The organism is Ruegeria sp. AE3 (genome assembly GCF_056542225.1).
Genome location: NZ_JBQFZL010000002.1, coordinates 65,170 through 90,488, shown reverse-complemented (window position 1 = coordinate 90,488; position 25,319 = coordinate 65,170). Strand labels below are relative to the sequence as shown.

At 56.9% G+C, this 25,319-nt stretch carries 27 protein-coding genes; 17 read left to right on the top strand and 10 right to left on the bottom strand.

The window, feature by feature from the left end; translation table 11 throughout:
* Window positions 1–15: 15 nt before the first annotated feature.
* Complete coding sequence (locus ACR0NZ_RS07205) at window positions 16–1,308, top strand: lytic murein transglycosylase (protein WP_480517903.1); 1,293 nt, start codon at window positions 16–18, stop codon at window positions 1,306–1,308.
* A 52-nt stretch (window positions 1,309–1,360) separates the two neighbouring features.
* Here the strand turns inward: ACR0NZ_RS07205 and ACR0NZ_RS07200 are convergent, their stop codons facing one another.
* Together ACR0NZ_RS07200 and ACR0NZ_RS07195 are read right to left on the bottom strand one after the other, a co-directional pair.
* Window positions 1,361–2,758, bottom strand: coding sequence for an aspartate aminotransferase family protein (locus tag ACR0NZ_RS07200; protein WP_480517901.1), 1,398 nt, complete (start codon window positions 2,756–2,758; stop codon window positions 1,361–1,363).
* A 77-nt stretch (window positions 2,759–2,835) separates the two neighbouring features.
* Complete coding sequence (locus ACR0NZ_RS07195) at window positions 2,836–3,519, bottom strand: GntR family transcriptional regulator (RefSeq protein WP_480474182.1); 684 nt, start codon at window positions 3,517–3,519, stop codon at window positions 2,836–2,838.
* A gap of 140 nt (window positions 3,520–3,659) precedes the next feature.
* On the opposite strand from ACR0NZ_RS07195, the gene ACR0NZ_RS07190 reads away from it, so the two are divergent.
* The 5 genes from ACR0NZ_RS07190 to ACR0NZ_RS07170 all read left to right on the top strand — a co-directional run bounded on the left by ACR0NZ_RS07190 (window position 3,660) and on the right by ACR0NZ_RS07170 (window position 8,948).
* On the top strand, window positions 3,660–4,745 hold the full coding sequence (locus ACR0NZ_RS07190) for a polyamine ABC transporter substrate-binding protein (protein WP_480474181.1): 1,086 nt from the start codon (window positions 3,660–3,662) through the stop codon (window positions 4,743–4,745).
* 69 nt (window positions 4,746–4,814) lie between these two features.
* The gene (locus tag ACR0NZ_RS07185; protein ID WP_480474180.1) at window positions 4,815–5,942 is read left to right on the top strand and encodes an ABC transporter ATP-binding protein; all 1,128 of its coding nucleotides are present in this window, start codon (window positions 4,815–4,817) and stop codon (window positions 5,940–5,942) included.
* The gene (locus tag ACR0NZ_RS07180) at window positions 5,942–6,832 is read left to right on the top strand and encodes an ABC transporter permease subunit (RefSeq protein WP_480517899.1); all 891 of its coding nucleotides are present in this window, start codon (window positions 5,942–5,944) and stop codon (window positions 6,830–6,832) included. Before ACR0NZ_RS07185 ends, ACR0NZ_RS07180 begins: the two co-directional genes overlap by 1 nt.
* A complete protein-coding gene (locus ACR0NZ_RS07175) occupies window positions 6,829–7,647 on the top strand; it encodes an ABC transporter permease (RefSeq protein ID WP_480474178.1) in 819 nt (272 codons plus the stop codon). Before ACR0NZ_RS07180 ends, ACR0NZ_RS07175 begins: the two co-directional genes overlap by 4 nt.
* A complete protein-coding gene (locus ACR0NZ_RS07170; RefSeq protein ID WP_480517897.1) occupies window positions 7,644–8,948 on the top strand; it encodes an NAD(P)/FAD-dependent oxidoreductase in 1,305 nt (434 codons plus the stop codon). Before ACR0NZ_RS07175 ends, ACR0NZ_RS07170 begins: the two co-directional genes overlap by 4 nt.
* On the opposite strand, the gene ACR0NZ_RS07165 is transcribed toward ACR0NZ_RS07170, so the two are convergent.
* Genes ACR0NZ_RS07165 through ACR0NZ_RS07155 form a run of 3 tightly spaced genes read right to left on the bottom strand, consistent with a single transcriptional unit; the run spans window position 8,941 to window position 11,789 of the window.
* Window positions 8,941–9,828 carry a phosphotransferase gene (locus tag ACR0NZ_RS07165; protein ID WP_480474176.1) on the bottom strand — a complete coding sequence of 296 codons (888 nt, stop codon included), beginning with the start codon at window positions 9,826–9,828 and terminating at the stop codon, window positions 8,941–8,943. The genes ACR0NZ_RS07170 and ACR0NZ_RS07165 overlap by 8 nt on opposite strands.
* 50 nt (window positions 9,829–9,878) lie before the next feature.
* A complete protein-coding gene (locus ACR0NZ_RS07160; protein WP_480517895.1) occupies window positions 9,879–10,541 on the bottom strand; it encodes a flagellar hook capping FlgD N-terminal domain-containing protein in 663 nt (220 codons plus the stop codon).
* A 3-nt stretch (window positions 10,542–10,544) separates the two neighbouring features.
* Complete coding sequence (locus ACR0NZ_RS07155) at window positions 10,545–11,789, bottom strand: flagellar hook-length control protein FliK (RefSeq protein WP_480517893.1); 1,245 nt, start codon at window positions 11,787–11,789, stop codon at window positions 10,545–10,547.
* A gap of 110 nt (window positions 11,790–11,899) precedes the next feature.
* Here ACR0NZ_RS07155 and ACR0NZ_RS07150 point away from each other — a divergent pair, with 110 nt between their 5' ends.
* The 6 genes from ACR0NZ_RS07150 to ACR0NZ_RS07125 all read left to right on the top strand — a co-directional run bounded on the left by ACR0NZ_RS07150 (window position 11,900) and on the right by ACR0NZ_RS07125 (window position 15,590).
* Window positions 11,900–12,175, top strand: a complete 276-nt coding sequence (locus tag ACR0NZ_RS07150) for a rod-binding protein (RefSeq protein ID WP_480517891.1) — start codon at window positions 11,900–11,902, stop codon at window positions 12,173–12,175.
* A complete protein-coding gene (locus tag ACR0NZ_RS07145; RefSeq protein ID WP_480517889.1) occupies window positions 12,165–12,524 on the top strand; it encodes a flagellar biosynthesis protein FlgN in 360 nt (119 codons plus the stop codon). Before ACR0NZ_RS07150 ends, ACR0NZ_RS07145 begins: the two co-directional genes overlap by 11 nt.
* 210 nt (window positions 12,525–12,734) lie before the next feature.
* The gene (locus ACR0NZ_RS07140; RefSeq protein WP_209505009.1) at window positions 12,735–13,946 is read left to right on the top strand and encodes a flagellin N-terminal helical domain-containing protein; all 1,212 of its coding nucleotides are present in this window, start codon (window positions 12,735–12,737) and stop codon (window positions 13,944–13,946) included.
* Window positions 13,947–14,023: 77 nt separating this feature from the next.
* Window positions 14,024–14,398 carry a flagellar biosynthesis regulator FlaF gene (gene flaF / locus ACR0NZ_RS07135; protein WP_480517887.1) on the top strand — a complete coding sequence of 125 codons (375 nt, stop codon included), beginning with the start codon at window positions 14,024–14,026 and terminating at the stop codon, window positions 14,396–14,398.
* Window positions 14,398–14,799 (top strand): flagellar biosynthesis repressor FlbT, encoded by a 402-nt coding sequence (flbT, locus tag ACR0NZ_RS07130; protein WP_267366588.1) that lies wholly within the window; start codon window positions 14,398–14,400, stop codon window positions 14,797–14,799. The genes flaF and flbT overlap by 1 nt, the downstream gene beginning before the upstream one ends.
* Window positions 14,796–15,590, top strand: coding sequence for a DUF1217 domain-containing protein (locus tag ACR0NZ_RS07125; protein WP_480517885.1), 795 nt, complete (start codon window positions 14,796–14,798; stop codon window positions 15,588–15,590). The genes flbT and ACR0NZ_RS07125 overlap by 4 nt, the downstream gene beginning before the upstream one ends.
* Before the next feature lie 76 nt (window positions 15,591–15,666).
* Here the strand turns inward: ACR0NZ_RS07125 and ACR0NZ_RS07120 are convergent, their stop codons facing one another.
* The 3 genes from ACR0NZ_RS07120 to ACR0NZ_RS07110 form a co-directional block, all read right to left on the bottom strand.
* Window positions 15,667–17,241 carry a DUF427 domain-containing protein gene (locus tag ACR0NZ_RS07120; RefSeq protein WP_480517883.1) on the bottom strand — a complete coding sequence of 525 codons (1,575 nt, stop codon included), beginning with the start codon at window positions 17,239–17,241 and terminating at the stop codon, window positions 15,667–15,669.
* Between the two features lie 104 nt (window positions 17,242–17,345).
* Window positions 17,346–18,047, bottom strand: a complete 702-nt coding sequence (locus tag ACR0NZ_RS07115; protein ID WP_267365085.1) for a winged helix-turn-helix domain-containing protein — start codon at window positions 18,045–18,047, stop codon at window positions 17,346–17,348.
* The gene (locus tag ACR0NZ_RS07110) at window positions 18,019–18,306 is read right to left on the bottom strand and encodes a hypothetical protein (protein WP_480517881.1); all 288 of its coding nucleotides are present in this window, start codon (window positions 18,304–18,306) and stop codon (window positions 18,019–18,021) included. Before ACR0NZ_RS07110 ends, ACR0NZ_RS07115 begins: the two co-directional genes overlap by 29 nt.
* Before the next feature lie 176 nt (window positions 18,307–18,482).
* On the opposite strand from ACR0NZ_RS07110, the gene ACR0NZ_RS07105 reads away from it, so the two are divergent.
* From ACR0NZ_RS07105 to ACR0NZ_RS07090, 4 genes are all read left to right on the top strand, one after another.
* A complete protein-coding gene (locus ACR0NZ_RS07105; RefSeq protein WP_480517879.1) occupies window positions 18,483–18,941 on the top strand; it encodes a hypothetical protein in 459 nt (152 codons plus the stop codon).
* A 110-nt stretch (window positions 18,942–19,051) separates the two neighbouring features.
* Complete coding sequence (locus ACR0NZ_RS07100) at window positions 19,052–19,669, top strand: ribonuclease HII (protein ID WP_480517877.1); 618 nt, start codon at window positions 19,052–19,054, stop codon at window positions 19,667–19,669.
* A gap of 107 nt (window positions 19,670–19,776) precedes the next feature.
* Complete coding sequence (locus ACR0NZ_RS07095; protein WP_209505001.1) at window positions 19,777–20,880, top strand: site-specific DNA-methyltransferase; 1,104 nt, start codon at window positions 19,777–19,779, stop codon at window positions 20,878–20,880.
* 139 nt (window positions 20,881–21,019) lie between these two features.
* Window positions 21,020–22,402, top strand: coding sequence for an adenylate/guanylate cyclase domain-containing protein (locus tag ACR0NZ_RS07090; RefSeq protein WP_480517875.1), 1,383 nt, complete (start codon window positions 21,020–21,022; stop codon window positions 22,400–22,402).
* A 65-nt stretch (window positions 22,403–22,467) separates the two neighbouring features.
* Here ACR0NZ_RS07090 and ACR0NZ_RS07085 read toward each other — a convergent pair whose 3' ends face one another.
* Window positions 22,468–23,604 carry an alkane 1-monooxygenase gene (locus ACR0NZ_RS07085; protein ID WP_480517873.1) on the bottom strand — a complete coding sequence of 379 codons (1,137 nt, stop codon included), beginning with the start codon at window positions 23,602–23,604 and terminating at the stop codon, window positions 22,468–22,470.
* Between the two features lie 62 nt (window positions 23,605–23,666).
* Window positions 23,667–24,722, bottom strand: coding sequence for an A/G-specific adenine glycosylase (mutY, locus tag ACR0NZ_RS07080; RefSeq protein ID WP_480517871.1), 1,056 nt, complete (start codon window positions 24,720–24,722; stop codon window positions 23,667–23,669).
* Between the two features lie 81 nt (window positions 24,723–24,803).
* Here mutY and ACR0NZ_RS07075 point away from each other — a divergent pair, with 81 nt between their 5' ends.
* The gene (locus ACR0NZ_RS07075) at window positions 24,804–25,310 is read left to right on the top strand and encodes a DUF721 domain-containing protein (protein WP_480474162.1); all 507 of its coding nucleotides are present in this window, start codon (window positions 24,804–24,806) and stop codon (window positions 25,308–25,310) included.
* Window positions 25,311–25,319 lie beyond the last annotated feature (9 nt).

Genomic DNA, 25,319 nt, shown 5'->3' with positions numbered 1-25,319 from the left:
TGCGTAGGCGGCGTCATGACCGTCGCATTGTGGGCATCCATAGTGCAGGCGGAAACAACAGAAAATACCAGATGGGCAGACAGCGGGATATCGCGCGAAGCGCTGCAACTGGTTTCGGCGGATGTGACCGTTTCGATCCGTCCGGTCCCGCGCCCGTTGACTGAGGCCTTGCCCGTGGCTTCTGCGACAACGGCACGGTTTCAGACCTGGCTTGGCGCGTTTCAGGGTCGCGCGCGACGGCAGGGCATTTCGCAGGGAACACTGACTCAGGTGTTTTCGGGCATGAGCTATGACACAGATGTCCTGGAACGGGATCGCAATCAGGCGGAGTTTTCGAAACCCATCTGGGAGTATCTTGAGACCGCAGTTTCGGAAACGCGCCTGTCGAATGGGCGCGCCGCCCTGCAGCGGCATCGGCAGGTGTTGAACCGGATCGAGGCTGAATACGGCGTTGAAAAAGAGGTGGTCACAGCCATCTGGGGACTTGAAACCTCTTTCGGGTCTTATCGCGGCAGCAGTCCAACGCTTCGTTCATTGGCAACGCTTGCCTTTGATGCGCGGCGGGCACAATTCTTTGAAACGCAGTTGGTCGCTGCCCTGCGGATTGTGCAGGCTGGTGATATCAGTGCCGGCAACATGCTTGGCAGTTGGGCGGGCGCAATGGGGCATACGCAATTCATGCCCACGTCATATCTGGATCACGCGGTAGACTTCGACGGTGATGGCAGACGCGACATCTGGTCGGATGACCCGACGGATGCGCTGGCTTCGGCGGCGTCTTATCTGGCGCGGCATGGTTGGACGAAGGGTCAGCCGTGGGGCGTGGAGGTGCGTCTGCCCACGGATTTCGATTACGCCTCAGCCCGTCGTGATTTTACGCTGATGCCGTCCGAATGGGCTGCACAGGGTGTCGTGGCGCGGGATGGCACCGTCGTGCCGGATCATGGGAAGGCCGCGATCCTGCTTCCGGCCGGAAGTCAGGGCGTCGCGCTGATGATTTTTGACAATTTCGACGTGATCGAGGCGTACAACGGGGCCGATGCCTATGTGATTGGCATCGGGTATCTGTCCGACCGGCTTGCGGGGGGCGCACCGTTTCAATCTGACTGGCCGCGCGGCGATCGGATGCTGAGCTTTGCCGAGAAAAAAGAACTTCAGACACGTCTGACGGATGCGGGCTTTGACACAAAGGGTGTCGACGGGCGCACTGGACCAAATACGATCAACGCGGTTCGAGCGTATCAACTGGCGCAAGGGTTGGTCCCGGACGGATACCCCACGCCAAACCTGCTGGAGCGGTTGCGATGACAAAAAAAGGCGGCCCATATGGACCGCCTTTTAAGATGCATAAATCGCTGAGTTAGGATGCGGCTTTCATCAGCCCCTGCGCAATGATCTCGGCCTGTGCTTCGTCCAGCGACTTGTAGATCCGCACGAACATCTCGTCGATATCCGCAGGCGTCAGGATCAGCGGGGGTGAGATGATCATCCGGTCGCCGACATGGCGCATGATCAGGTTATTGGCAAAGCACCGATCACGGCAGATATAGCCGACCGTGCCGGGTTCGGATGCGAATTTGGCGCGGTTTGCTTTGTCCGGGGTCAGCGCGATAGATGCCATCATGCCAACGATCTTAGCCTCACCCACCAGTGGATGATCTGCCAGTGCTTCCCATTTCTCTTTCAGATAGGGGGCGGCAACGTCGCGCACATGCTCAACGATCTTCTCTTCTTCGAGGATGCGCAGGTTCTCCAATGCCACGGCAGCCGCGACCGGGTGGCCGGAATAGGTGTAGCCATGGTTGAATTCGGTACCGCCGATTACTTCGGCGATTTCGTCGTTCACGATGGACCCGCCGATGGGCGCATAGCCCGAGCTAAGGCCCTTGGCGATGGTCATGATATGCGGTTTGATGCCAACGGTTTCAGAGCCGAACCAGTTGCCTGTCCGGCCAAATCCGCAGATGACCTCGTCAGCTATCAGCAAGATATCGTACTTGTCGCAGATACGCTGAATTTCCGGCCAGTATGTATCGGGCGCGACAATCACACCGCCTGCACCCTGAACCGGCTCGGCGATAAAGGCGGCTACCCGGTCTTCGCCCAACTCCTCAATCGCCTCTTCCAGCTCGCGCGCGCGGGCCAGACCGAATTCTTCGGGCGACATGTCGCCGCCTTCGGCCCACCAGTTGGGTTGGTTGATGTGGTGGATGTTCGGGATCGGAATGCCACCCTGTGCGTGCATCCCGGCCATACCACCCAGCGAGGCCGAGCCCACGGATGAGCCGTGATAGGCGTTCTTTCGGCTGATGATGATGTTCTTGTCAGGCTGGCCCTTCTGGGCCCAGTAAGTGCGCACGAGACGGATATTGGTATCGTTTGCCTCGGACCCGCCTGCTGCGAAAAAGACATGGTTCAGGTCGCCCGGAGCCAGTTCGGCAATCTTGGCAGCCAAAGCAATCGCCGGGACGTGGGTCGTTTTGAAGAAGGTGTTGTAATAGGGCAGCTCGCGCATCTGGCGCGCGGCAACATCAGCCAGCTCATCACGCCCGTACCCGATATTGACGCACCACAGGCCCGCCATGGCGTCCAGAATTTCTTCACCTTCGCTGTCAGTCAGATAAACGCCAGTGGCACGTGTGATCACGCGCGCCCCTTCCTTCCCCAGCGCACCATTGGCCGAGAAGGGGTGAATGTGATGCGCCGCATCCAGCGCCTGCAATTCGGCGGTCGGCATATGGTTGGTGATGGTAGACATCGGAGAATCTCCTTCAAGAACGCAGTTGGCGAACACAATATGATCAAATTTTTTCCTGTCAATCGAATCAGGCTGAATCAGACGGACGTCAATGCTTCCGCCATCAGGTCCATGCCTTGTTCGATGTCCTGGGCGGTTGCCTTTGCGGTCATTTCAGCGTCACCGACGCGCAAAGCGGCAATAATGTCCTTGTGCCGATCCGGAAGGCTCTGCGTGCCGAAGCGCCCGCAGACAACACGCAAAGAGGGGCCAAACCGCAACCAAAGTCTTTCAGCCAGGTCACTGAGGATTGGCGCGTTTGCGTAAGAATACAGCGTTTCGTGAAAAGCCTGGTTCAAACGCAGATAGCCACCGACATCTCCATCGGCGATCATGCGATCCAAATGCCTGTCCAGGCGTTCCAAGTGATCAATGTCCTGCGTTTTCAGGTTGGCGGTTGCACGTCTGGAAAGCTCTGATTCTATTGAAATTCTGGCGAAGATCATCTCTTCAATATCGTTGGAGTTCAGCAACGGTACACTGACGCGCCGATTGCCCTGGAAAACCAACCCTCCATCCGAGATCAACCGGCGAATCGCTTCGCGGACCGGAGTCATCCCAACACCCAGCGAATCAGTCAGACCCTGGATTGTGACGGGCTGACCTGGGACCAGTTCACCGAACAGAATCTGTGATCTGAGTGTTTGGTAAACCTGCTCATGCGCGGGTTGTTTGCCCCCTTCGGTCGACGGCGCATATGCCTTATTTTTGATCAAATCCAATTGGTTCTTCCTATTTCGACTAAGCCTGACTTGTCAGGTGACTGGCCACGTGAAACCATACGCTGGATCGAGGGAAAACGCAAAACTTGATCAAATCCAAAAAAACGGGAAAATACCCGTACACTTGCAGGGAGAAGAATATGACAATCAAAACGCTGACCATGACAGCGGTCATCGCATTGGGGACTTCGGCGGCATTTGCCGAAGAGGTGCGTGTTTACAACTGGTCCGACTACATCGACGAAGAACTGCTGAGCAAGTTCGAAGCAGAAACAGGTCTGACCCTGATCTATGACGTGTTCGACAGCAACGAGGTTCTGGAAACCAAGATGCTGGCCGGTGGCTCGGGCTATGATGTGGTTGTGCCGTCAGGTACATTCCTTCAGCGCCAGATCCAGGCCGGCGCGTTTCAGCAGCTGGACCAAAGCAAGCTTTCGAACGCCGGAAACCTTTGGGATGTAATCGAAGAACGAACCGCCGGCTATGACCCGGACAACGCGTATTCGATCAACTACATGTGGGGAACAACCGGGATCGGCGTGAATGTCGGTAAGGTCAAAGAGGTTCTGGGCGACGACATTGCCCTGAACAGCATGGACTTGGTCCTGAAACCCGAGAACATGGAAAAGCTGGCCACTTGCGGTGTGCATTTCCTGGATGCCCCGGCCGAAATTATTCCCATGGTGCTGCAATACCTTGGAGAAAACCCTGACAGCCACGACGCGGACGTGATCGGCAAGACCGAAGCGGTTCTGACAGCGGTTCGCCCGCATATCCAGAAATTCCACAGCTCGGAATATATCAATGCGCTGGCAAATGGCGACATCTGCGTTGCTGTTGGCTGGTCGGGTGACATCCTTCAGGCACGCGACCGTGCCGCAGAGGCAGATAACGGGGTAGAGATCGAATACCACCCCTTCGCCGAAGGGTCACTGATGTGGTTCGACCAGATGGCAATTCCTGTCGATGCTCCAAATCCCGAAGGCGCGCACACGTTCCTTAACTTCATTCTGGACGCCAACAACATGGCGGCGGCATCGAACTATGTGTATTACGCCAACGGCAACAAAGCGTCTCAGGAATTTCTGGAAGAGGACGTGATCGGCGATCCGGCCATCTACCCGGATGATGCCACGATGCAGAACCTGTACATCACGACACCTTATCCGGCGAAAACGCAGCGGGTCGTGACGCGTCTGTGGACCAAGGTCAAATCGGGCACCTGATGCGAATTGCACCGGCAGGGCGGCGCCGCCGCCTTGCCTCTCTTTTCAGCTATTCGAACGAGGGCCGTAGTGAATTCTGACGTCTTTGCGCCATGGGACGACCCGCAGGCGAAACCTTTGATCCAGTTCCGAAACGTGACCAAGCGTTTTGGTGAATTTACCGCCATCGACAACCTGTCTCTGGATATATTCGAGCGAGAGTTCTTTGCTCTGCTTGGTCCGTCTGGATGTGGCAAAACGACGATGATGCGGATGCTGGCCGGGTTCGAAACGCCGACCGAAGGCCAAATCCTGCTTGGAGGGAAGGATATCGACCCAATCCCGCCCAATAAGCGTGCCGTAAACATGATGTTCCAGTCCTATGCCCTTTTTCCGCATCTTAGCGTCTGGGAAAACATCGCCTTTGGCCTGCGCCGGGACAGAATGCCCAAACATGATCTGGAAGACCGGGTCGAAGAAATGCTGCGCCTGACCCGGCTTGAACAGTTCGCCCGCCGTAAACCGCATCAGATTTCGGGTGGGCAGAGGCAGCGTGTGGCGCTGGCGCGCTCGCTTGCCAAGGCACCCAAGCTTTTGCTGCTGGATGAACCGCTGGGCGCACTGGACAAGAAATTGCGCCAGGATACCCAATTCGAACTGATGGATATTCAGGAAAAAACCGGCACCACATTCGTGATCGTTACGCACGATCAGGAAGAGGCCATGACAGTCGCCAGCCGTGTGGCGGTGATGGATCAGGGTCAGCTTATGCAGGTTGCCACTCCGGACCGGATTTACGAAAATCCTGCCTCGGTCTATGTCGCTGATTTCATCGGGGACGTGAACATCATAGAAGGGCGCGCGACATCTGTCGGAGAGGATACCTATCAGGTAGACTGGGCTGAAGGGCAAGCGCCGCTGACCGCAGCGTCAGCGAAGAACTTTGAAAACAGTCAGTTGTGCCATCTGGCGATCCGCCCGGAAAAAGTGACAATCTCGGCCGAGCGTCCGGCGGATGCAGTGAATGCGGTGCAAGGCAAGGTTCATGACATCGCGTATCTGGGCAATCTGTCCACTTATCACGTTGAACTTGCAAACGGCACAATCATCAAGGCGCAGACGGCCAATACCCGCCGCATCTCGCGCCGTTCATTCACCTGGGAAGACCCGGTCTGGCTGTCCTGGACGGCCACCGCTGCGGTTCTGCTGGTCGACTGATGCGCCGTGCTGTTCTGATCGCCATACCTTATGTCTGGCTGTTGGCGCTGTTCATGGTGCCATTCTTCATCGTTCTGAAGATTTCGCTGTCGGATACCGCGCTTGCGATCCCGCCCTATACACCGACACTGGATTTTTCAGCTGGTTGGTCGGGGATCAAAGAGTTCTTCAGCCAGCTTGATCTTGAAAACTTCATCTGGCTGACCGAGGACGACCTGTACTGGAAAGCGTATCTGTCCAGCGTCAAGATCGCTTTGATCTCAACCTTCCTGACTTTGCTGGTTGGTTACCCCATCGCCTATGGCATGGCCCGTGCGCCCGAGGAATGGCGCCCAACGCTGATGATGCTGGTGATCCTGCCTTTCTGGACGTCATTCCTGATCCGGGTTTATGCTTGGATGGGCATTCTGTCGAATGAAGGGTACCTTAATCAACTGCTTCTGTGGACGGGTATCATTTCGACGCCTTTGACGATCCTGAACACCTCGACTGCCGTCTATATCGGTATTGTTTACACCTATCTCCCGTTCATGATCCTACCGATTTATTCGTCATTGGAACGTATGGATGGTTCGCTGATCGAGGCGGCCGAGGATTTGGGCTGCTCGAGGGCACAAGCCTTCTGGCTGGTCACCGTTCCACTGTCCAGACCGGGCATCATCGCAGGTTGTTTTCTGGTGATGATCCCCGTGATCGGCGAGTTTGTGATCCCGTCACTACTGGGAGGGTCCGGTACGCTGATGATCGGCAAGGTGTTGTGGGAAGAGTTTTTCTCGAACCGAGACTGGCCCGTGGCAAGTGCTGTCGCGATCGTGCTGTTGCTTATTCTGGTCGTTCCCATCGTGCTGTTCCAGCGCAACCAGCAGAAACAGGCGGAGGCTGACGGATGAACAGATTAAGCTGGTTCAATACGGTTTCGCTGACGCTGGGTTTTGCGTTCCTGTATATTCCGATGATCATCCTGATCATCTTCAGCTTTAACGAAAGCAAGCTGGTCACGGTTTGGGCCGGGTTTTCGACCAAATGGTATGGCGAACTGGTTCAGAACGAGGCATTTCTGGATGCCGCATGGGTCACGGTCCGGGTTGCGGTGTTTTCTTCGACATTGGCAACCATTCTGGGGACTGCGGCCGCTTATGTGCTTGTCAGGGGCAAGCGGTTCTTTGGTCGGACACTGTTTTCCGGCATGATCTACGCACCGCTTGTGATGCCCGAGGTGATCACCGGCCTGTCGCTGCTGTTGCTCTTTATCGGGATCGGGCTGGACCGGGGTATCCTGACCATCGTTCTGGCTCACACAACATTCTCGATGTGTTTTGTGTCGGTTGTCGTCTCGTCACGGCTTGTGACATTCGACAAATCGCTGGAAGAAGCCGCTCTGGATCTGGGTTGTTCACCCGCGCAGGCCTTTGGTCTGGTCACCCTACCGATTATCGCGCCCGCGGTAATCTCGGGCTGGCTGCTGGCTTTCACATTGTCGCTGGATGATCTGGTTATAGCGTCGTTCACATCGGGCCCGTCGGCGACGACCCTGCCGATCAAGATCTTTTCGGCCGTGCGGCTGGGCGTCAGCCCCGAGATAAACGCGCTGTCGACGATCATGATTGCGGTCGTGACGGTTGGGGTGATAACGGCCTCACTTGTGACCAAGCGCGCCATGATGCGTCAACGGCAGGACGAGCAGGCCGCTGCGCGCACCGAATGAAACGGATATTTCCCGAATACACCTATGGTGCGGGTCCTCGTGATGGTTGCTGGTGGGACGAGACCATTGCAAACCCGAACTGGCCAGAGTTTCAGGGCGATCTGAACGTTGATGTCGCCATCGTCGGTGGCGGCTTTACAGGGGTCTCAGCGGCTTTGCATCTGGCTGAAAACGCGACCTCGGTTGCTGTGCTCGAGGCAGGCCCACCGGGGTGGGGCGCATCAGGTCGCAATGGCGGTTTCTGCTGTCTTGGCGGATCGAAGCTAGGGCAAAAGTCCATGGTGCGCCGCTATGGCCGCGAAGCGGCGCAGGCCTATGAGACGGCTGAACAGGACGCGGTCCAGCTGGTTGCCGATCTGCTGGCGCGGCATCGGATAGATGCGGATACGCATTCCAATGGTGAGACCCAACTGGCCCATTCGCGACATGCGATGGATGTCCTGCGCCGACACGCGGACGAGACCGGCATTCTGCACCAAGCTGCTGATTTGCCAGCGCTTGGTATGTGTGGTGCATTCTTCGGAGGGTATACTCTGCCGGTCGGCTTTGGGCTCAATCCCCGGAAATACCTGTTCGGGTTGGCAAGCGCTGCGGCGGCTTCGGGTGTGAATTTCTTTCAGAACAGCCCCGTTCTGAACATTGAAAAAACAACGTCCGGCTTCAGACTGCAAACAAGCGCAGGGCAGGTTAACGCTCAGGTCGTGCTGATTTGTACCAACGGGTATTCTAGCGAAGACATCCCCGATTGGATGTCCGGACGCTACTTGCCCGCGCAATCGACCGTGATGGTAACGCGCCCGCTTAGCCAGGCTGAACTATCGGCGCAGGGCTGGAACTCGGACCAGATATGTTACGACACGCGTAATCTTCTGCACTATTTTCGCCTGATGCCGGATGGGCGCTTTTTGTTCGGAATGAGAGGCGGCTTGTTATCGTCGCCCCGGTCCGAGGCCGCGATCCGGGCAAAGGTTCAACAGGATTTCAAACGCATGTTCCCGGCCTGGGCGGCGGTTGAGGCGACTCATATCTGGTCAGGTATGGTGTGCCTCTCGCGAAGCCTGATGCCTTTTGTTGGTGCCGTGCCCATGCAGCCAGGCATGTTTGCCGGATTTGCGTATCATGGCAACGGCGTCGCTATGGGCACATACAGCGGACGCGCATTGGCACGGCTGGCTTTGGGCAAGGATGCCCGTTTGCCTGCCCCGATGAGGCAAACTCCTGAACGGTTTCCGTTGGGCCGCTGGCGTCGCGCATTGATGCCACCGGCATACGCCTTGTTTGCGCTTTCGGACCTCAGGTGAATTCGTTCGGTTTCAGGGTTTCGATTTCCAGTTTCAAGCCTTCGGAATAGTCGGGTGCACCGTTTTCCGCGCGCCACAGGCAATAAGCGGCCATGCGCCAAGCATACCATGGCTTGAGCCGTTGATAACGGGAAACAATCTCAGGTCTGCGATAGGCGGACAGAAACTGAACTTCTTCCGCGTCCGACAAAGGTGAGCCCCGGTAAAGCCTTTGCATCGCCGGGGACAGAAACATCGCAAGGTCTTCGCACGGGTCGCCAAAGGCAGGGCATTGCCAGTCGATCAAGGTCAGGCCGCGGGATGCAACCAGAATATTCCCAGCGACCGGGTCGCCATGGATCAGGCAAGTCTTGGTCGTGGAAGGGACAGATATCGAGGGTTGCAATACTGCCAGTTCGTTTCTGGTTTCTGACCTGCACCCTTGCAGAATTCTGTACCCATGGGCCATCAGATCCGCGCTGCCGTTGCACCCGGCAGGCGCTGGAATGGTGTTGGGCAGCGAATGCAGCCTGCGCAGCAGTTCACCAACCTTGTCCGAGCCATTCCGCCAGGGTGTTCCGGGTGCGTGGTCGTAAAACACCCAATGCGCGTCCTTGTGCTGTCCTGCGGCGCGCAGCCTTGGCACAAAACCGGTCGGACCAAGCGCCTTAAGGCAGAGGGTTTCCAGCTTTGCATCATTTCGAAACAAGGGGTTGCGCAGGGTCGGGCTGTAAAGCTTCAGCACTTTGTCGCCGTCGTCCCCCAGCACTTTCCAAACCCTGTTGGTCCGACCGCCATACAGGATTTCGAACTGCGCATACATGTTGACCAGCCCAAGAGAGCTGAGGTGTTCAACCAGATCATGAGGGGGGGCAGGCAGGTTGGGCAGAGGTCTTTTCACTTCTTCTGGCGAGTCAAGTTGCCAACCTTTGGCCCGTCCAGCCCAACAGATCAAGCGCCCGTTCGAACAGCCGTGACCAGATCTGCGGGAATCACCTGACCGCTTTGCAGGGTCAGCAGAACAGCATCTTCTCCCACCTGCGCCTCGACGACCCGGTTATAGGCAGCGACGGGTTTCTCGGAAATCAGCCGGTCATTCTTGTAGCTTTCAAGCGTCGCGGTGTAGTTGCCAGCAGCCATCGGATCACCTGAGGAACTTACACCTGCCCAAGCAAACTCCGTCGCCGTTGTAGGAACAGAAACCGTGTCGACGACTGTGCCTTCATGATCACGGATCACCAGTTTGGTTGCGTCCGCGTCAGAATCCGCGCGCGAAAACAGGGTCACTGGCTGGCCGTTGAAATGAAAACCCGAGGCAGATCTGACGTCCATTCCGACCCAGCTTGCAAGGTCGTTCAGATTGACACTGCCAAGCGTGCTGGTCAGAGCGGAAAGCAGGTCATTGGTTTGAACCTGTTGTTCAACCATCGAAAACTGCGCAAGTTGCGATGCGTATTCGGTTGAGTCCATCGGCTCCAGCGGGTCCTGATTCTGGGCTTGCGCGGTCAGCATCAACAGAAACGTTTCGAAATCCGAAGTGATCGCAGAACTTCGGGACGGACCGGCAGTTTGCTGAGATGTGGCAGCCTGTGTGGCAGTGACGGGTGTGATCATCTTTCAATATCTCATATCGATGCCCCTGACCGGAGCAGGAGTTTGTGGATGTGGCGTGGCTTGCGCGAGGTGTACGTTCCGAACCAGTTCGGATTCCGGTGTGGCCTGAGCGTCGAATTCATTTGCCGGTTGATCCCGTGCACCTGAATCCGACGGAGTCCCCAGATCGATGTTCAGGTTTCCATAGCCCAGTTTCTGAAACTCCTCCGTAAGAACGGACAGGTGGCGGCGTATAAGTTCCATCGTGTCCGGGCGTTCGGTGGCGATTGTCATCTGGAGCCCGTCATCCCTACCGTTCAGCACAATGGATACACGCCCCAGTTCTTCGGGGCTTAGCGAGATTTCCATGATGCCGGTTCCCGGTCGGGTCTGAATCGTTGCCGCCAATTGCCCGGCTATAGCACGAGCAATTTCAGCACGGGCGGACGGAGAGGGCATCGCCGTGTGTTGTGCCACCTCGCGGGGGGCTTGCTGAACGGGTTCGTCTAAGGCGATGGACCCCGCGTCAACCTCCTGCGCCGGTGCCGCCTGTTCCGCTTCGATTGAGTTGAGGATCAGTTGAAGCTGCGCAACGGGTGTCGCGCGGTTTGGATTTGTCGGCTTGGGCGTGGCAGCGATTTCTGCTGTCTCGGGCGCCGCCTTTGTGCTTTCAAGGAGCGGTTCGGTTTTCACCCCGGTTGTCTGGTCCTTAGATTGGGGTGGCTGGCCCAAAACAGGCAAAGCCTCTGTGGGTTTTTGGGCAGGCACGACCTGGGTCGAAGCGGCGTGAACCTGCCTTTCGGTTGGTTGTCCGTGCACAGAGGGTTGAATGTCGGTCTGACGGGGTAGACCCGTTGACGCAACGGTTTGTTCCGGTTCTGTCGTGCCCGTTGCGGGGATATCCGCCCTAGCAGGTATAAACGGCGCGGGATGCACCGTATTCGCCGTGGGCGTTTCAAACGTTCCGACAATTTCGGTCTGCGGTGAAATGTTATCTGCCAACTCTGGTGCCCGAGGTGAAATCGCCATGACAGATGCCTCAGCTGTGTTTGGCAGAATAGCCTCAACCTCAATCTCGGCAGATTCGTCGGTGGTTTCGATAGAAGCGTCCAAAACCGCATTGTCAGTGGCGGGACTTGTTTCGTTTCCCTGTTCAAGGATGTCCTCGAAACTGCTCGCCCCGGCAGCACGACCCGGTTCTTTTGCGGGCGAATTGGGTTTCGCAGTTGCTGTTGGCGCTGCGGTCGCCAGCGTTAGTGGGTTGGGCATTTTGCTCTGGCTCCGTGTGACTGATCAGAACTCTGCCCGCAGGAAGTTACGTTTATTTTAACCGCTTTCACCTTTGATCGAGAAAGTTCGAAGCATTTTCGGAGAATACCATGCAGGTTTCGACATTTCCCCAGGCGGTTCAAACGCCCTTGACCCAGACCCGACTAAAAGAAGCGGCCATCGAATTGGAGGCCGCATTCCTCAGCGAAATGATGAAGTCCGCCGGATTGGGCAAAACGCGCCAGTCCTTTGGTGGCGGGGCCGGTGAAGACCAGTTCTCTTCGTTTCTAGTTCAGCATCAGGCCCGGCAACTGGCCCGGGCTGGCGGAGTGGGCTTATCAGAAATTCTGCTGAAATCTTTGATGGAGAAAACCGATGACGTCTGAGGTCGACATGGCACTGATCAAATCTCTGGAAGAAGTTCTGGATCTGGAGCGTGCGGCGCTTGTCCAGGGTGATCTGGATCGTCTGACGCATATGGTGCTGGAAAAAGAAAAACTGATTGGCGCGATCAACGACCTTCAGGTGCTGAACAGCGATGCACTCATGCGGGTGCAGCAGAAAGTCGAACGCAATCAGGCATTGCTGAACAGTGCCGCCGACGGGATTCGGGCCGTGGCCAGCCGCATGGCCGAACTGCGGCGGGTTCGGCAGGAATTCAGCGCTTACGGCGCGGATGGGCAACGAAGTGAATTTCCCGTTCGTAACACGGCAAAGCTGGAAAAGCGTGCATAGGCCTGGGTTTGATTCAAATCTGAAACTTCTGGTTCGGGCGTTTTAGCACTCCGTTAGGGGATCGGGCTCAAAAGTGATGCTGCACCTGGAAGCATCAGGTGGCGCGAACAGCCACGCGGCGCGTCGCACAAGTCAGAAAGACACCAATGCCCGCAGATACTGTGGGGTGAACATGGGCGAAAATGGCCCGAAGGCAAAAGGATAAAAGCTATGTCCAGCATTCTGACAAACAATGGCGCGATGGTTGCGCTGCAAACTCTCAAGTCGGTCAACAAGAACCTGGCAATGACCCAGAACGCGATTTCGACCGGTAAGGACGTCGCGACAGCCAAGGACAACTCGGCGGTTTGGGCGATCTCGAAAGTGATGGAATCCGACGTCAAGGGCTTCAACGCGATCAAAGACAGCCTCGCGCTGGGCGAATCGACAGTAGCTGTTGCGCGAAATGCGTCTGAAACCGTCACCGACCTGTTGACTCAGATGAAAAGCAAGATCGTCGCGGCGCAGGAAGACAACGTTGATCGCGGTAAGATCAATGACGATGTGACCGCACTGAAGGATCAGATCGCATCGGTTGTCAGCGCTGCCCAGTTCAACGGTCTGAACCTTGTTGACGGCTCGACCGGCTCTGCCTCGATCCTTGCATCGCTGGATCGTGACAACACCGGGGCGGTGACTGCGTCGTCAATCTCGGTCTCGGGGCAGAACCTGTCGACCGGTGGGTATGTCACCAAACAGGTTTTCGACGGCTCTACCGGTGCATCGACCGGCAACGACCGCGTGGGGGCAACGATTGACAATGGTGCAACGGCTGCGACGGCGTTGGTTACCGATGAATCCAGTGGCGCATTCGCTGCCGGAGATAAGGTTGTCGTCGCCATTAACGATCAGGTTGTGTCCTATACCGTTTCTGCGGAAGATGCTGCCGCGACGACGACCGGTGACCTTGTTGCTGTCGGATTGAAATCGAAGATCGAAGAGCTTGGAATTACCGGTCTGACCGTCGATTACGACTCCGGCACTGCGGGTACGTTGTCGGTAACAAACGGCACAGGATCTGATATTTCGTTCTCGGCTCAGTTCGTGAATGCGGGTGCCGGTGGGCTTGGTGCGCTGGCAGGTATTGATGTGTCGACAGGTGCGGGGGCAACCGCTGCGTTGGCGGCTGTCGAATCGCTTATCGATACGTCGATTGATGCTTCGGCCGCCTTTGGCTCGGCGCAGGGTCGTATCGAGACTCAGAAAGAGTTCATTTCGAATCTCTCTGACTCGTTCAAATCCGGTATCGGCGCGCTGGTCGACGCTGACATGGAAGAAACCTCGGCGCGTTTGCAGGCCCTTCAGGTACAGCAGCAGCTGGCAACACAGTCGCTCTCGATCGCCAACCAGGCGCCGCAGTCGATCCTGTCGCTGTTCCGCTAATACGCGACGCGGTCCGGGGCGCGGTTATCGCGCCCCGGTCGTGACCACCTGACGACGGCTTTTTGGAAGGAATTCAAGTGACCCCGCAAACCCTCGCTCAATACACTTATGCGCAAGCCGCCGCGCCGACGCGAACGCCCCGTGACACTGAATATGAGGCAATTTCCAGGATTACGCGGCGTCTCAAGGCGGCTACTGCACGCAAGGCAACGGATTTCTCAGCGTTTGTTCAAGCCGTTCACGAGAACCGCCGGTTATGGGGCGTGTTGGCAACAGGTGTCGCGGATTCGGCAAACGCGTTGCCAAACGATGTTCGCGCCAGGATCTTCTACCTTGCCGAGTTTACGGAACTGCACAGCAGCCGCATTTTAGCGGACGGCGCGTCCATCGAACCATTGCTTGAAATAAACACGGCGATTTTGCGCGGATTGCGCCAGATGAGGGCAACGTGATGAGCGGGCTGGTTCTGAAACTCGCCCCGAAGGAAAGGGTGCTGATCAATGGTGTTGTGATTGAAAACGGCGACCGTCGTGGCCGGTTTTCGATCATGACGCCGCAGGCCAATGTCCTGCGGCTGCGCGATGCGATACATCCGGATGAAGTAAATACTCCGGTGCGCCGTGTCTGCTATGCCGCGCAACTTGTTCTGTCCGGAGACATGGATCCGGCTCGGGCGCGTCAACACCTGTTGCGCAGCGTAGAAGAGCTGAGCCAGGTTTTTACGGATACAGATAGCCGCCGTGTGTTGTCCGAAGCAACAGACGCGCTGGTGGCCGAGCAATACTATAAATGCCTCAAATCACTTCGCTCGCTTCTTCCGCGCGAAGAACGGTTGATGGCCTATCAGCAATGAGCTTTCAACCGGTCATCCCCACTGGCGGGATCGTCGGCTGGCGGTTTCTGCAACGTACTTATCAAGGTCAGTTTCAAAGTTTCTCGTCTTCGGCAGTGAATGAGAGGGAGACGAAGTATTTCCTGGACAACATTGGGAAAGTGAAGACCGCCGAACAGTTGGTTTCGAACCGCAGATTGTTGCAGGTCGCTTTGGGTGCCTTTGGGTTGGAGGCGGATGTGGACAACCGGTTCTTTATCCGGAAAATTCTGGAGGATGGAACACAGGCGGAGGACGCTTTGTCCAATCGTTTGGCGGATAAACGGTACCGGGAATTTTCGGATGCTTTCGGGTTTGGCCCGGGGGCTGTTCGAAAAACGGTGCTGGTTACCAATATGGAAAAGATAGCCCAGGCCAATCTGTCTGCGCGGTTTGAGGTTGCGGTCGGACAGTCGGATGAGACGATGCGCATTTCGCTCTATGCCCAGCGCGAGCTGTCTGATCTGGCGAAAAGCGGAAGCAGTACAGATACGAAATGGTTCGATCTTATGGGATTGCCACCACTGCGCAAAATGATGGAAACGGCGCTTGGGCTGCCACAGTCATTCGCCCAACTGGATATCGACAAACAATTGGTCGAGTTCAAAAGCCGGCTATTCCATCTGACTGGATCGGATGATCTGGCACAGTTTTCGGACCAGAAAGCAGTTGAGAAACTGACCGACACCTATCTGGCCAGAAGTCAAATCGCGGGTCTTCAGAGAACGATATCGCCAGCGCAGACCGCTTTGATCTTGCTTGGGGCTGTGTGATCGGAAGACGCGGGGCAAAAGCCCGGGCCGCAATCAAGTATCCGACGTCTCTCGTTTAACCTGCACAAACCACATGTTAACCGTTCAAAATCTCGTCGGCCGTGGTGTGCAAAGCGTAGCATACAACGGGTCGAGACACGTTGTGCAGGTTGACCGCGCCCAATGGCAAGGCGTTGGAACAGGCAGGCTCGATATCTTCGGAAACGACTATGCGATGCCCTTCGGTTTTCCCATATTCGCCCAACCGCGCTGCTATGTTGGCCGCTTGTCCAATAACCGTAAAATCAAGACGTTCACGAGAGCCCACATTGCCATAGGTGACGCGCCCATAAGCCACGCCAATCGAACAGTCGCAATGTATGCCCGTACCTGCTTTGCGCAACTCACCGAATGTTTCGACGATCTTGATTGCCGAGCGCTGTGCGTTGGCACGGGCCGCGCTGGCGTTTTCATCGGTTGCCGGGAATACCGCCAGAACAGCGTCACCAATGAATTTCAGAACTTCGCCTTCGTTTTCGTGAACGATACCCGAGACGGTTTCAAAGAACTCGTTCAAAACACTGATATACGTGCCCCGCCCCAGTTTCTCTTCGAGGCTTGTCGAGTTGCGGAGGTCACAGAACATGATTGCCGCGTCGATCTCATCCCCGTCACCGCGCCGGATCTCGCCCCCCAGAACGCGTGCGCCAGAGCGTTTTCCAACATATGTTTCCAGCAAAACCTGCGCATTCTCGCGTTGCATGAACACTTCGTAAAAGCGTGCGATCACCGAGGAGCATTCGAACACAAGGCCCAGATTCTCGGTGGTGAAGCCGTTGGGGTGGTCACAGGTCAGCGTCAGAACGTTGGTCCGCCCGTCAGAGAAGGGCAACGGCATCGCGACATAGTCGGTGGCACCCTTGGCCCGCAACTCCTCCATGATCGGGAAGCTGTTATGCGGGTTATCGTCGTTCAGCCTTTGCCGTACGCCGCCTAACCCGTTCGAGACATGGCGCAACGGGCTGTTGATGAAAGCCGGGTGATCATAGATTTCGTAGGTCGGGGCGCGGGTCAGAATCTCGTCCTGATCCTTCTCCCAGATATAGTGTTTGCCCGCGATCAGGGGGTGCAAGGACCATGCCAGAATGCTCAGCCGCTGGATGGCGATGCCGTGCTCCAGCATCTTCTCGGCCAATGCCTTGGTAAAGCTTTCGGGCGTAGTCGCGGCCGAAGCACCGCGCATCAGCCAGTCGATCAGAGGTCCGCTGATATTGCCGTCGTCCGGCTCGCGCAGGCGATTGTCGCCCAGGTCAATCCGGGTGTAGGCGCCGGACACAAACCCGATACATCCCCGGATATCCGCGCTTTCCGGCAGGGCTTGTTCATAAGCCCAGACGGAATTGGTCAGAAGCCCCGAGGCCAGTTGGATGTCGTGGTAAGTAGCGGTGCCTTTGAACGGGCAGAATGTTTGCAGGTCTGTTTCTTCGCTCAGATCCACACAAACATCTGCGCGGGGAACGTAAATCGTTGGCGGCAAACGCGTTTCATACATCACCTTTGCGTTTGTGCTTTCAGCCAAAAGAATGTCGTTCCGGTAAATGGCAATCCTGCCATCCAGCGACTCAACCGAGATTCCATATCCATTCATCTGTGGCGCGGCGTGGACGTTCATAAGCGACCTCCTCTGCCTGGGGTTTGTTTAGAATGGGGTTTTCCATCTGACATTCCAAGAGGCTGCAACGGGAATTTACCGGGTGCGAGCGACGCGTCAAAACATCAGACCATTTGAATGACGTCCTTCTCGATCGACAGCATGTACCCCTTCTTGGCAATATTCTTGACCAGCAGTTCGCTAACCATCTGGTTGCCAAGCGCATCGCGCAACCGTTTGATCCGTGTTGCGCCAGCGGCTTCGTCACAATCGGCAGCATCGCGACCGGAAATCATGGCCTCGATCTGGGCGCCGGACAACACCTCGTCATCCAACCGGGATTCCGCCAGAATCGACAGGGTTTCCATGGCGGCGGGTGTCAGTTTGAAATCCATGTTGTTAAGGTAAACAGTGTTTTCTTCGCGACTGATCAGCAGCGACGTCACCTGAATGCCGGTACGTTCGATCTGCGCCATGCGCCGGTTCAACAAGACCAGCATCACCAGAAAGACCAACGCCGAGATCATCATCGCGCTGGCAAAAACCAGCAACACATAGATCACCATCCGGTAACTGGACAGGGTGTCAGCAAACGCGGTGCCCGATTGGGCCAGAATTTCAAGCAGGCGAATCTCGGTCTGTGACGTCAGATCGGCCTCGACAAACAGCCGTTCGACACGAGCGTTGAACGCATTTGCGTCCGGCAAGGTCCAGAACAGGAAAACGGCAGCGGTGATCAGAATGACGACAATGGCCGCGATGCCCAGCACAACCAGGCGGACACCCGACCGGCGTGCATCAGAAACGGAGATAGAATTGTCCGGCATTGCCTTTCCTCTGATCCAACCCTTCCGGCCCGAAAACGGACTGCACTTCAAGCAAGGTCCAACCTGATGCGCCCAGGCGCTGGGCGATTTCTGCCCGGGCCTGCCCCTTGTCGCAGTTTGTGACCTGCATGACGCCGTAATGCAAACGCAGCGGGTTGTCCTTCTTGGCTTTGTAGTCCGCATAACAATCTGCCGCTGTCGCAGCAGAACCAAGCGATAACAGGGCCGCAAAGGTCAGAGAAGAGAGGATCTGTTTCATAGGCCGCATCCTGCGCATGAGTTGTCGCGATATTCAATAACCCAAGGGGTTTGCGGCCCCTGATATCCGATAACACCGGGCCGTTATTGCTTGTCTGGGGCAGGTGTCCCCACTTTCAGGGCAATCAGCACGCGGTCCGTCATACGGTCGCACGAACATCCGAAAGGACAGGCATCATGCATAAGAAATTCATCGCTTTGATCATTGCAACCGCAGTTGCGATTACCGGTGTTTCAGCTTCTCAGGCGAAGGCGGCCGACGCAAAGGACATTCTTGGGGGGCTGGCGGCCATCGCAATTATCGGTGCCGGTGTTCATTACTATAACAAGGAAAAGAAAAAGGACCGGGCAACGCGTCAACAGACCTATTCCCATACACCATATGTGGCGCAGCCAGTGCGCCCGTTGCCGCCGCATGTGGCGCGTTACGACCTGCCCCAGCGCTGCCTGCGCACCTATGATGGGTATTCGCAGGATCATCCGCTGCTTGGGCCGAAATGCCTTGAAAAACACTACAAACATGCCAATAGCCTGCCGCAAGAGTGCAAGGTCGGTTTCTGGAATGGCAAAAAGGTCAGGCAGGCCTATGAACCTGCATGCCTGCGCCAGAAGGGATACCGCGTCGTTTATCAGTAGTTTGGGTTGAGCAGGAACGGTGCCACAGAAGTGCCGTGAGAGAGAGGGTGGTGTGGGCCGCCCTCTCTTTTTTTCTTGCGGTACTGCGCGAAACGCGGTTTTCCAAGGGCATGACAATGCCGACTTTCGAACTTGAGCAGGCGCTGCTGGACATGGGCCACATCCGTATCGCAGGTGTGGATGAGGTCGGGCGCGGCCCATTGGCCGGGCCGGTTGTGGCTACCGCCGTGATTCTGAACCCGCAGCACTTTCCTGATGGCCTGAATGACTCAAAAAAGCTGACCGCAAAACGCCGGGCTGCGCTGGACGCTGAGATTCGAAACACTGCTGAGTTCGCGGTAGCCGAAGCTTCTGTCGCCGAAATTGATGAGGTCAATATTCTGAGGGCGTCGCACTTGGCGATGATGCGCGCGGTGGAGGCGTTGACCTCGGCACCTGATTTTGTGCTGATTGATGGCAACCTGATACCGCAGGGTCTGAGAATTCCGTCACAGGCCGTTGTGAAGGGCGATGCACGATCGGTGTCGATCGCGGCTGCTTCGATCCTGGCGAAAAACTGGCGCGATCAGGTGATGGTGGATTTAGCGCAACAGCATCCGGGTTATGGGTGGGAAACCAACGCGGGCTATCCGTCAAAACAACACAAGGAAGCGCTGCGAAATCTTGGCGTGACCCCACACCATAGGCGTTCGTTCAAACCGGTGCACAATATCTTGTATCAAGAGTAAATCGTAAGTTGCTGATTCAAAAAAGAATTTGACGGCGAATCGACTTTGACTCATCCTTGTCTCAACCAAATGAGCGCAAAAGCGCCGTGGACACTTGAGGCAGTGATATGACAACAACCACCAAAAAGGGCGCAAAAGCGCTCCCTTTAAACACGATTCTCTCCGGGGACTGCATCGATGTGATGAACAGTCTACCCGAGGCATCTGTGGATCTGATTTTTGCGGACCCGCCGTATAACCTGCAATTGAAAGGTCAGTTGCATCGTCCGGATAATTCGCAGGTCGATGCGGTGGATGATCACTGGGATCAGTTCGCAAGTTTTGGAGCGTATGACCAGTTTACGCGCGAATGGCTGAAGGCGGCGCATCGTCTGCTGAAACCCAATGGTGCGATCTGGGTGATCGGGTCTTATCACAACATTTTCCGCGTGGGGTCAGCGCTGCAGGACGCCGGATACTGGATCCTGAACGATGTCGTGTGGCGCAAGTCGAACCCGATGCCGAATTTCCGCGGCAAACGGTTCACCAATGCGCATGAAACGATGATCTGGGCGTCCAAGCGCGAAGGCGCGAAATACACCTTCAACTATGAGGCGCTGAAAGCTCTGAACGAAGGTGTGCAGATGCGCAGCGACTGGGTACTGCCGATTTGCACCGGGCATGAGCGCCTGAAGGACGAAAACGGCGACAAGGCGCATCCGACGCAAAAACCGGAATCGCTGTTGCACCGCGTGCTGGTCGGCTCGACCAACCCCGGCGATGTGGTGCTGGACCCGTTCTTTGGTACCGGAACCACCGGGGCCGTCGCCAAGATGTTGGGGCGCGAGTTCATTGGTATCGAGCGAGAGGAAAGCTATCGCAAGGTGGCTGAAAAACGCATCGCCAAGGTCCGCAAGTTTGATCGCGAAGCTCTGGAAGTCAGCGCCAGCAAACGTGCCGAGCCACGCGTGCCATTCGGTCAGCTGGTCGAGCGCGGAATGTTGCGCCCGGGTGAAGAGCTCTATTCCATGAACCAACGTCACAAGGCGAAGGTGCGTGCGGACGGAACGCTGGTGGGCGACAATGTCAAAGGGTCAATCCATCAGGTCGGCGCGCATCTGGAAAACGCACCGTCCTGCAACGGCTGGACATACTGGTGCTTCAAACGGGACGGCAAGACCGTACCGATTGACATCTTGCGGCAACAGATCCGCGCAGAGATGCACAACTGAATTCACGAACACCGCCGGTGCCTGTGGCCTGACACATGGCACTATGCCTTGCCCCGCCGATCAACCGGCGGGGTCTTTTGTTTTGCCTTCAACAGTGATTGCATAAGGCTGCCTAGCCTCCGCAAGAAAGACCACGGCCATGACCGAGACGACCGCACAGCCCCGCCGAAGCCTGTTTTTCACCCAGCCCGATGCGTTTGATCTGGACAACAAATATACCGAGGCCGCGTTGGAACGGCACAAGCGCGAGGGTCTGGAATTGGCTGTGCGTGCGCGATGGGTGGCGATGGCGCTGACTGCGGTGCTGCTGGTTTTTCTGAACCCGCAATGGGAGGTGCTTTGGTATCACTTCATTCTGCTGCTGATCTGCGGCAACGGATGGTTGATCCGCCGTGCAGGTCGTGTCGGGCAATCGCGGGGCGAGTTGTTTTTGATTTTCGTCGACCTGCTGATCATGACGCTCGGGATGATCGTGCCCAATCCCTTCAGCGATGATGTCAGGCCATTGGCCATGCAATACCGGTTCGACAACTTTCAGTACTTCTTCGTCATTCTGGCCGCAGGCACGTTGGCTTATTCCTGGCGGACCGTGATCGCCATCGGAACCTGGACGGCGATTATGTGGACGATCGGTTGGATCGTTGCGTCGTGGGTCGCAACGCCTATTCCGGGGATCAGCGAAAAAGTTGCTGCCGCCCTGCAAGGCTACCCGGATGTTGCCGAGCTTCTGGATCCGAACAGTTTCATGGCGCCTCAGCGCATCCAGCAGGTGACCGTGTTCATGATGGTGGCCGTGACTTTGGGCCTTTCGATGCAGCGGCTGAACCGGCTATTGATGAGCAACGCAGGGCTGGAACGGGAACGGGCCAACTTGTCACGCTATTTCTCGCCCAACGTGGTAGAGGAGCTGAGTCAGAATGACGAGCCGCTGAAACGGGTCCGAAAAGAGAATGTGGCCGTTCTGTTCATCGACATCGTCGGGTTTACAAAATACGCGGCCGGGCGTGACCCCTATGATGTGATCGAAGTGCTGCGAGGCTTTCACGCCCGCATGGAGACCGAGGTTTTTCGCCACCACGGAACCCTAGACAAGTATCTGGGGGATGGTCTGATGGCGACCTTTGGCACCCCGGTGCCCACGCCGCTGGATGCAAGCAACGCGCTGGGATGCGCACGCGCGATGGTCAGCGTGATTGATCGATGGAATCTGGACCGCCGCCGGGCGGGAGAGCCTGAAATCCGCGTCGGGATTGGGGTGCATTATGGCTCGGTCGTATTGGGCGACATTGGTGCGAACCGGCTTGAATTTGCAGTCATCGGGAATGCCGTCAACGTCGCAGCCAAGCTCGAGGCGCTGACGCGTGATTTACAGGCGCGTATCGTGGTCAGTGATGCCGTGCGCGTGCGGATTGCAGAGGAAAACCAGTCTGCGTCGGTCGCCATGACTGGTTTTGCAGAGCTTACCGATCAATCCGTGCGAGGCGTGGAAACACCGATGGATATCTGGGTGATGAAAGGCTGAGGACCGTATACCCCACCAGAACAGCACCCTAAGCGCTGAGCCTGATGGGCAGGGCTGCGCATCGGTTACGCATCAGGTACCGGGTTCAGGGCCTTGTTATAGGCGTGCCAATCGGTGATCTCGGGGTAGTACTGGCGTCGCCATTCCCGGACCCGCGGGTTCATGACCCTCCGCCACAGCGGTGGGATCATCGCAGCCACAGTCATGACGGGATAGCCATAGGGCAGTTGCGGTGCCGTTTCGGGCGTGTGGTGTTGAAGCAGCGGAAACCGGCGGTTTGGTTTGTAGTGGTGATCCGAATGGCGTTGCAGATTGATCAGCAACCAGTTTGAAGCCTTCTGTGAGGCGTTCCAGGAATGCCTGGGCAGGACGTGCTCATACCGCCCGTCCCCCAGATGTTTCCGGGTCAGGCCATAATGTTCCACGTAGTTGACCAATTCCAGCTGCCAGATCGCGACACCGGCCTGCAACAGAAACAGGGCCAGACCTGACCATCCTCCGATCAGCGACGCCAGTGCCAGCATCCCCAATTGCAACGCCCAGTACCGCCAGAACGGGTTGGAGCGGTCGGTCCAGGGTCGGTCCTTGCGGGCCAGTTTTCCGCGTTCGGCGTTGAAGGCCGAGACCAGACTTTGCCGCAACACCCTATGGTAAAAGCGGTGAAACCCTTCGTTGTATCGCGCCGTCACCGGATCGCGTGGCGTTCCTACATAACGGTGATGGACCAGCAGATGCTCGGACCGAAAATGAGAATAAAGCACCATGGCAAGAAGGATATCGCCCAGCCAGCGTTCCCAACGGCTTTTCTGATGCATCAGCTCGTGGCTGTAATTGATACCGACCGTACCCGAGATAACACCCATGCCAAAGAAAAGGCCGATTTTCTCAGGCGTCGAAAGCTGGCTGCCGCGGCTCGCGTACCAGATCAGGCCAAACAAGGTAAGGAACTGAAGGGGTGCCCAAAGCTTGGTCAGCAGGATGTACCGTTGCAGATCGCCGTCCGGCGTCTCGGGGTCCGCATTTTCCACGTTGAGCCCGGTGATCCGGTCCAGCACGGCAAAGACCCACCAGGTCGAGATCGGGATCAGCAAAACCCACCATCCGCCCGCGAAAGCAGTGAACCAGATCAGCGGGATCAACAGCAGAGACACCCAGAAGGGTGATGCTGATTGCCAGCGTGCCAACGAGACTGTTGCGGTCATCTCTGGTGCTCCTGCTAGATTGGGGGCAGCCTAGCCGCGAGGCCAAAGAATGCACAGCGGTCTTATTGTCTTTTCCACAGATCATAGGCTTTGCGCATCACCGTGGGCAGATCGCTGGGTTTGAAATTGTGCTTTCCCACTGCGATCAAATGATCGGGAACATCCTGACCGGTGAGTTCTGCGGCCCAGATTCTTAAAACCAGATGAAAATGCGTAAAGGTGTGGCGCACCTCGCCCGGCATCATCTTCCATTCTGCCGCAAGCGGGGGGCGCTCGACCGGATCGTCAGCCCACTCCGATCCGGGCCAGCCCAGCATTCCGCCCAGCAGACCTTTGTCCGGTCGGCGCTCCAGCAGCATGGCCCCATCTGACATACGCACAATATAAACGTGACCGCGACGGGTGGGTTTGGGCTTTTTCGGTGTTTTTCGGGGAAGATCAGCCTGTGTTCCCGCGATCCGCGCTTTACATGGTTCGCGCAGCGGGCAAATGCCACATGCCGGGGATTTCGGCGTGCATATCGTGGCCCCCAAATCCATGACCGCCTGCGCGTAATCACCGGGCCGAGTAGAAGGTGTCAGCGCTGAGGCTTTTTCCTTCAGCAGGGGTTTCGAGCCGGGCAGCGGCGCGTGGATGTCGTAAAATCGGGCCATGACGCGTTCGACATTGCCATCCAGAACCGTTTCAGGCTGATCGAAGGCGATGGCCGAGATTGCCGCAGCCGTATAAGGGCCGATGCCGGGTAGCGTCAGCAGCGCAGCATATGTATCGGGGAACTGACTATTGTGATCCCGTGTCACAGCGCGGGCGCATTTCAAGAGGTTGCGCGCACGCGCGTAATAGCCAAGACCGGCCCATTCCCCCATGACCTGATCATCCGGCGCGGCGGCCAGCGCCTGAACCGTAGGCCAACGTGTCACGAAGCGCAGAAAGTAATCCCGCACTGCTGCTACAGTCGTCTGTTGCAACATCACTTCGGACAACCAGATCCGATAGGGGTCGGGACGCACCCCGGCGGCGCGCTCTGCCGGTCCTGTGCGCCATGGCATGGCGCGAGCGTTGTGGTCATACCACTCCAGAAGCGCAGCGCTGGCGGTGAATTCAAAGGAATCACGCAAGTTTTATTCGTCTCCCTGTCAGGTTTCGCTGGCACCCGGTGTTCTGCCTATTACAATAGCGGCGCAGGAGTTGGAAACCAGATGCAACGCAGACGTTCGTCAACCCGCGGGTTCAAGCGCACCGCGTCTTTGCTGAATGACCAGATCAGGCGCGCCGGGGAAAGCCGGGGCTTTGCTGTCTCACGTCTGTTGACCCATTGGGCCGAGATCGTGGGTCAGGATACCGCCGCCATCGCGCGCCCAGTCAGTGTCGGCTATGGCAAAGGCGGTTTCGGCGCGACCCTGACCGTTCTGACCACAGGCCCGCAGGCCCCGATGCTGGAAATGCAGAAGGAACAGCTGCGTGGTAAAGTGAACGCGGTCTACGGCTATAATGCCATCAGCCGTGTCCGGATCACCCAGACCGCTCCGACCGGATTTGCCGAGGGGCAGGCCAGTTTCGACCATAAACCGAAACAGGCAATACCCGAGATTGCACCTGAGATTGCTGCCGAGGCAGACAAAGTGTCACGCAGTGTAAATGATGAAGATTTGCGCGCGGCCCTTGAACGTCTTGGGCGCAACGTTTTATCCAAACAGAAACGCTGAGAAAGGGCT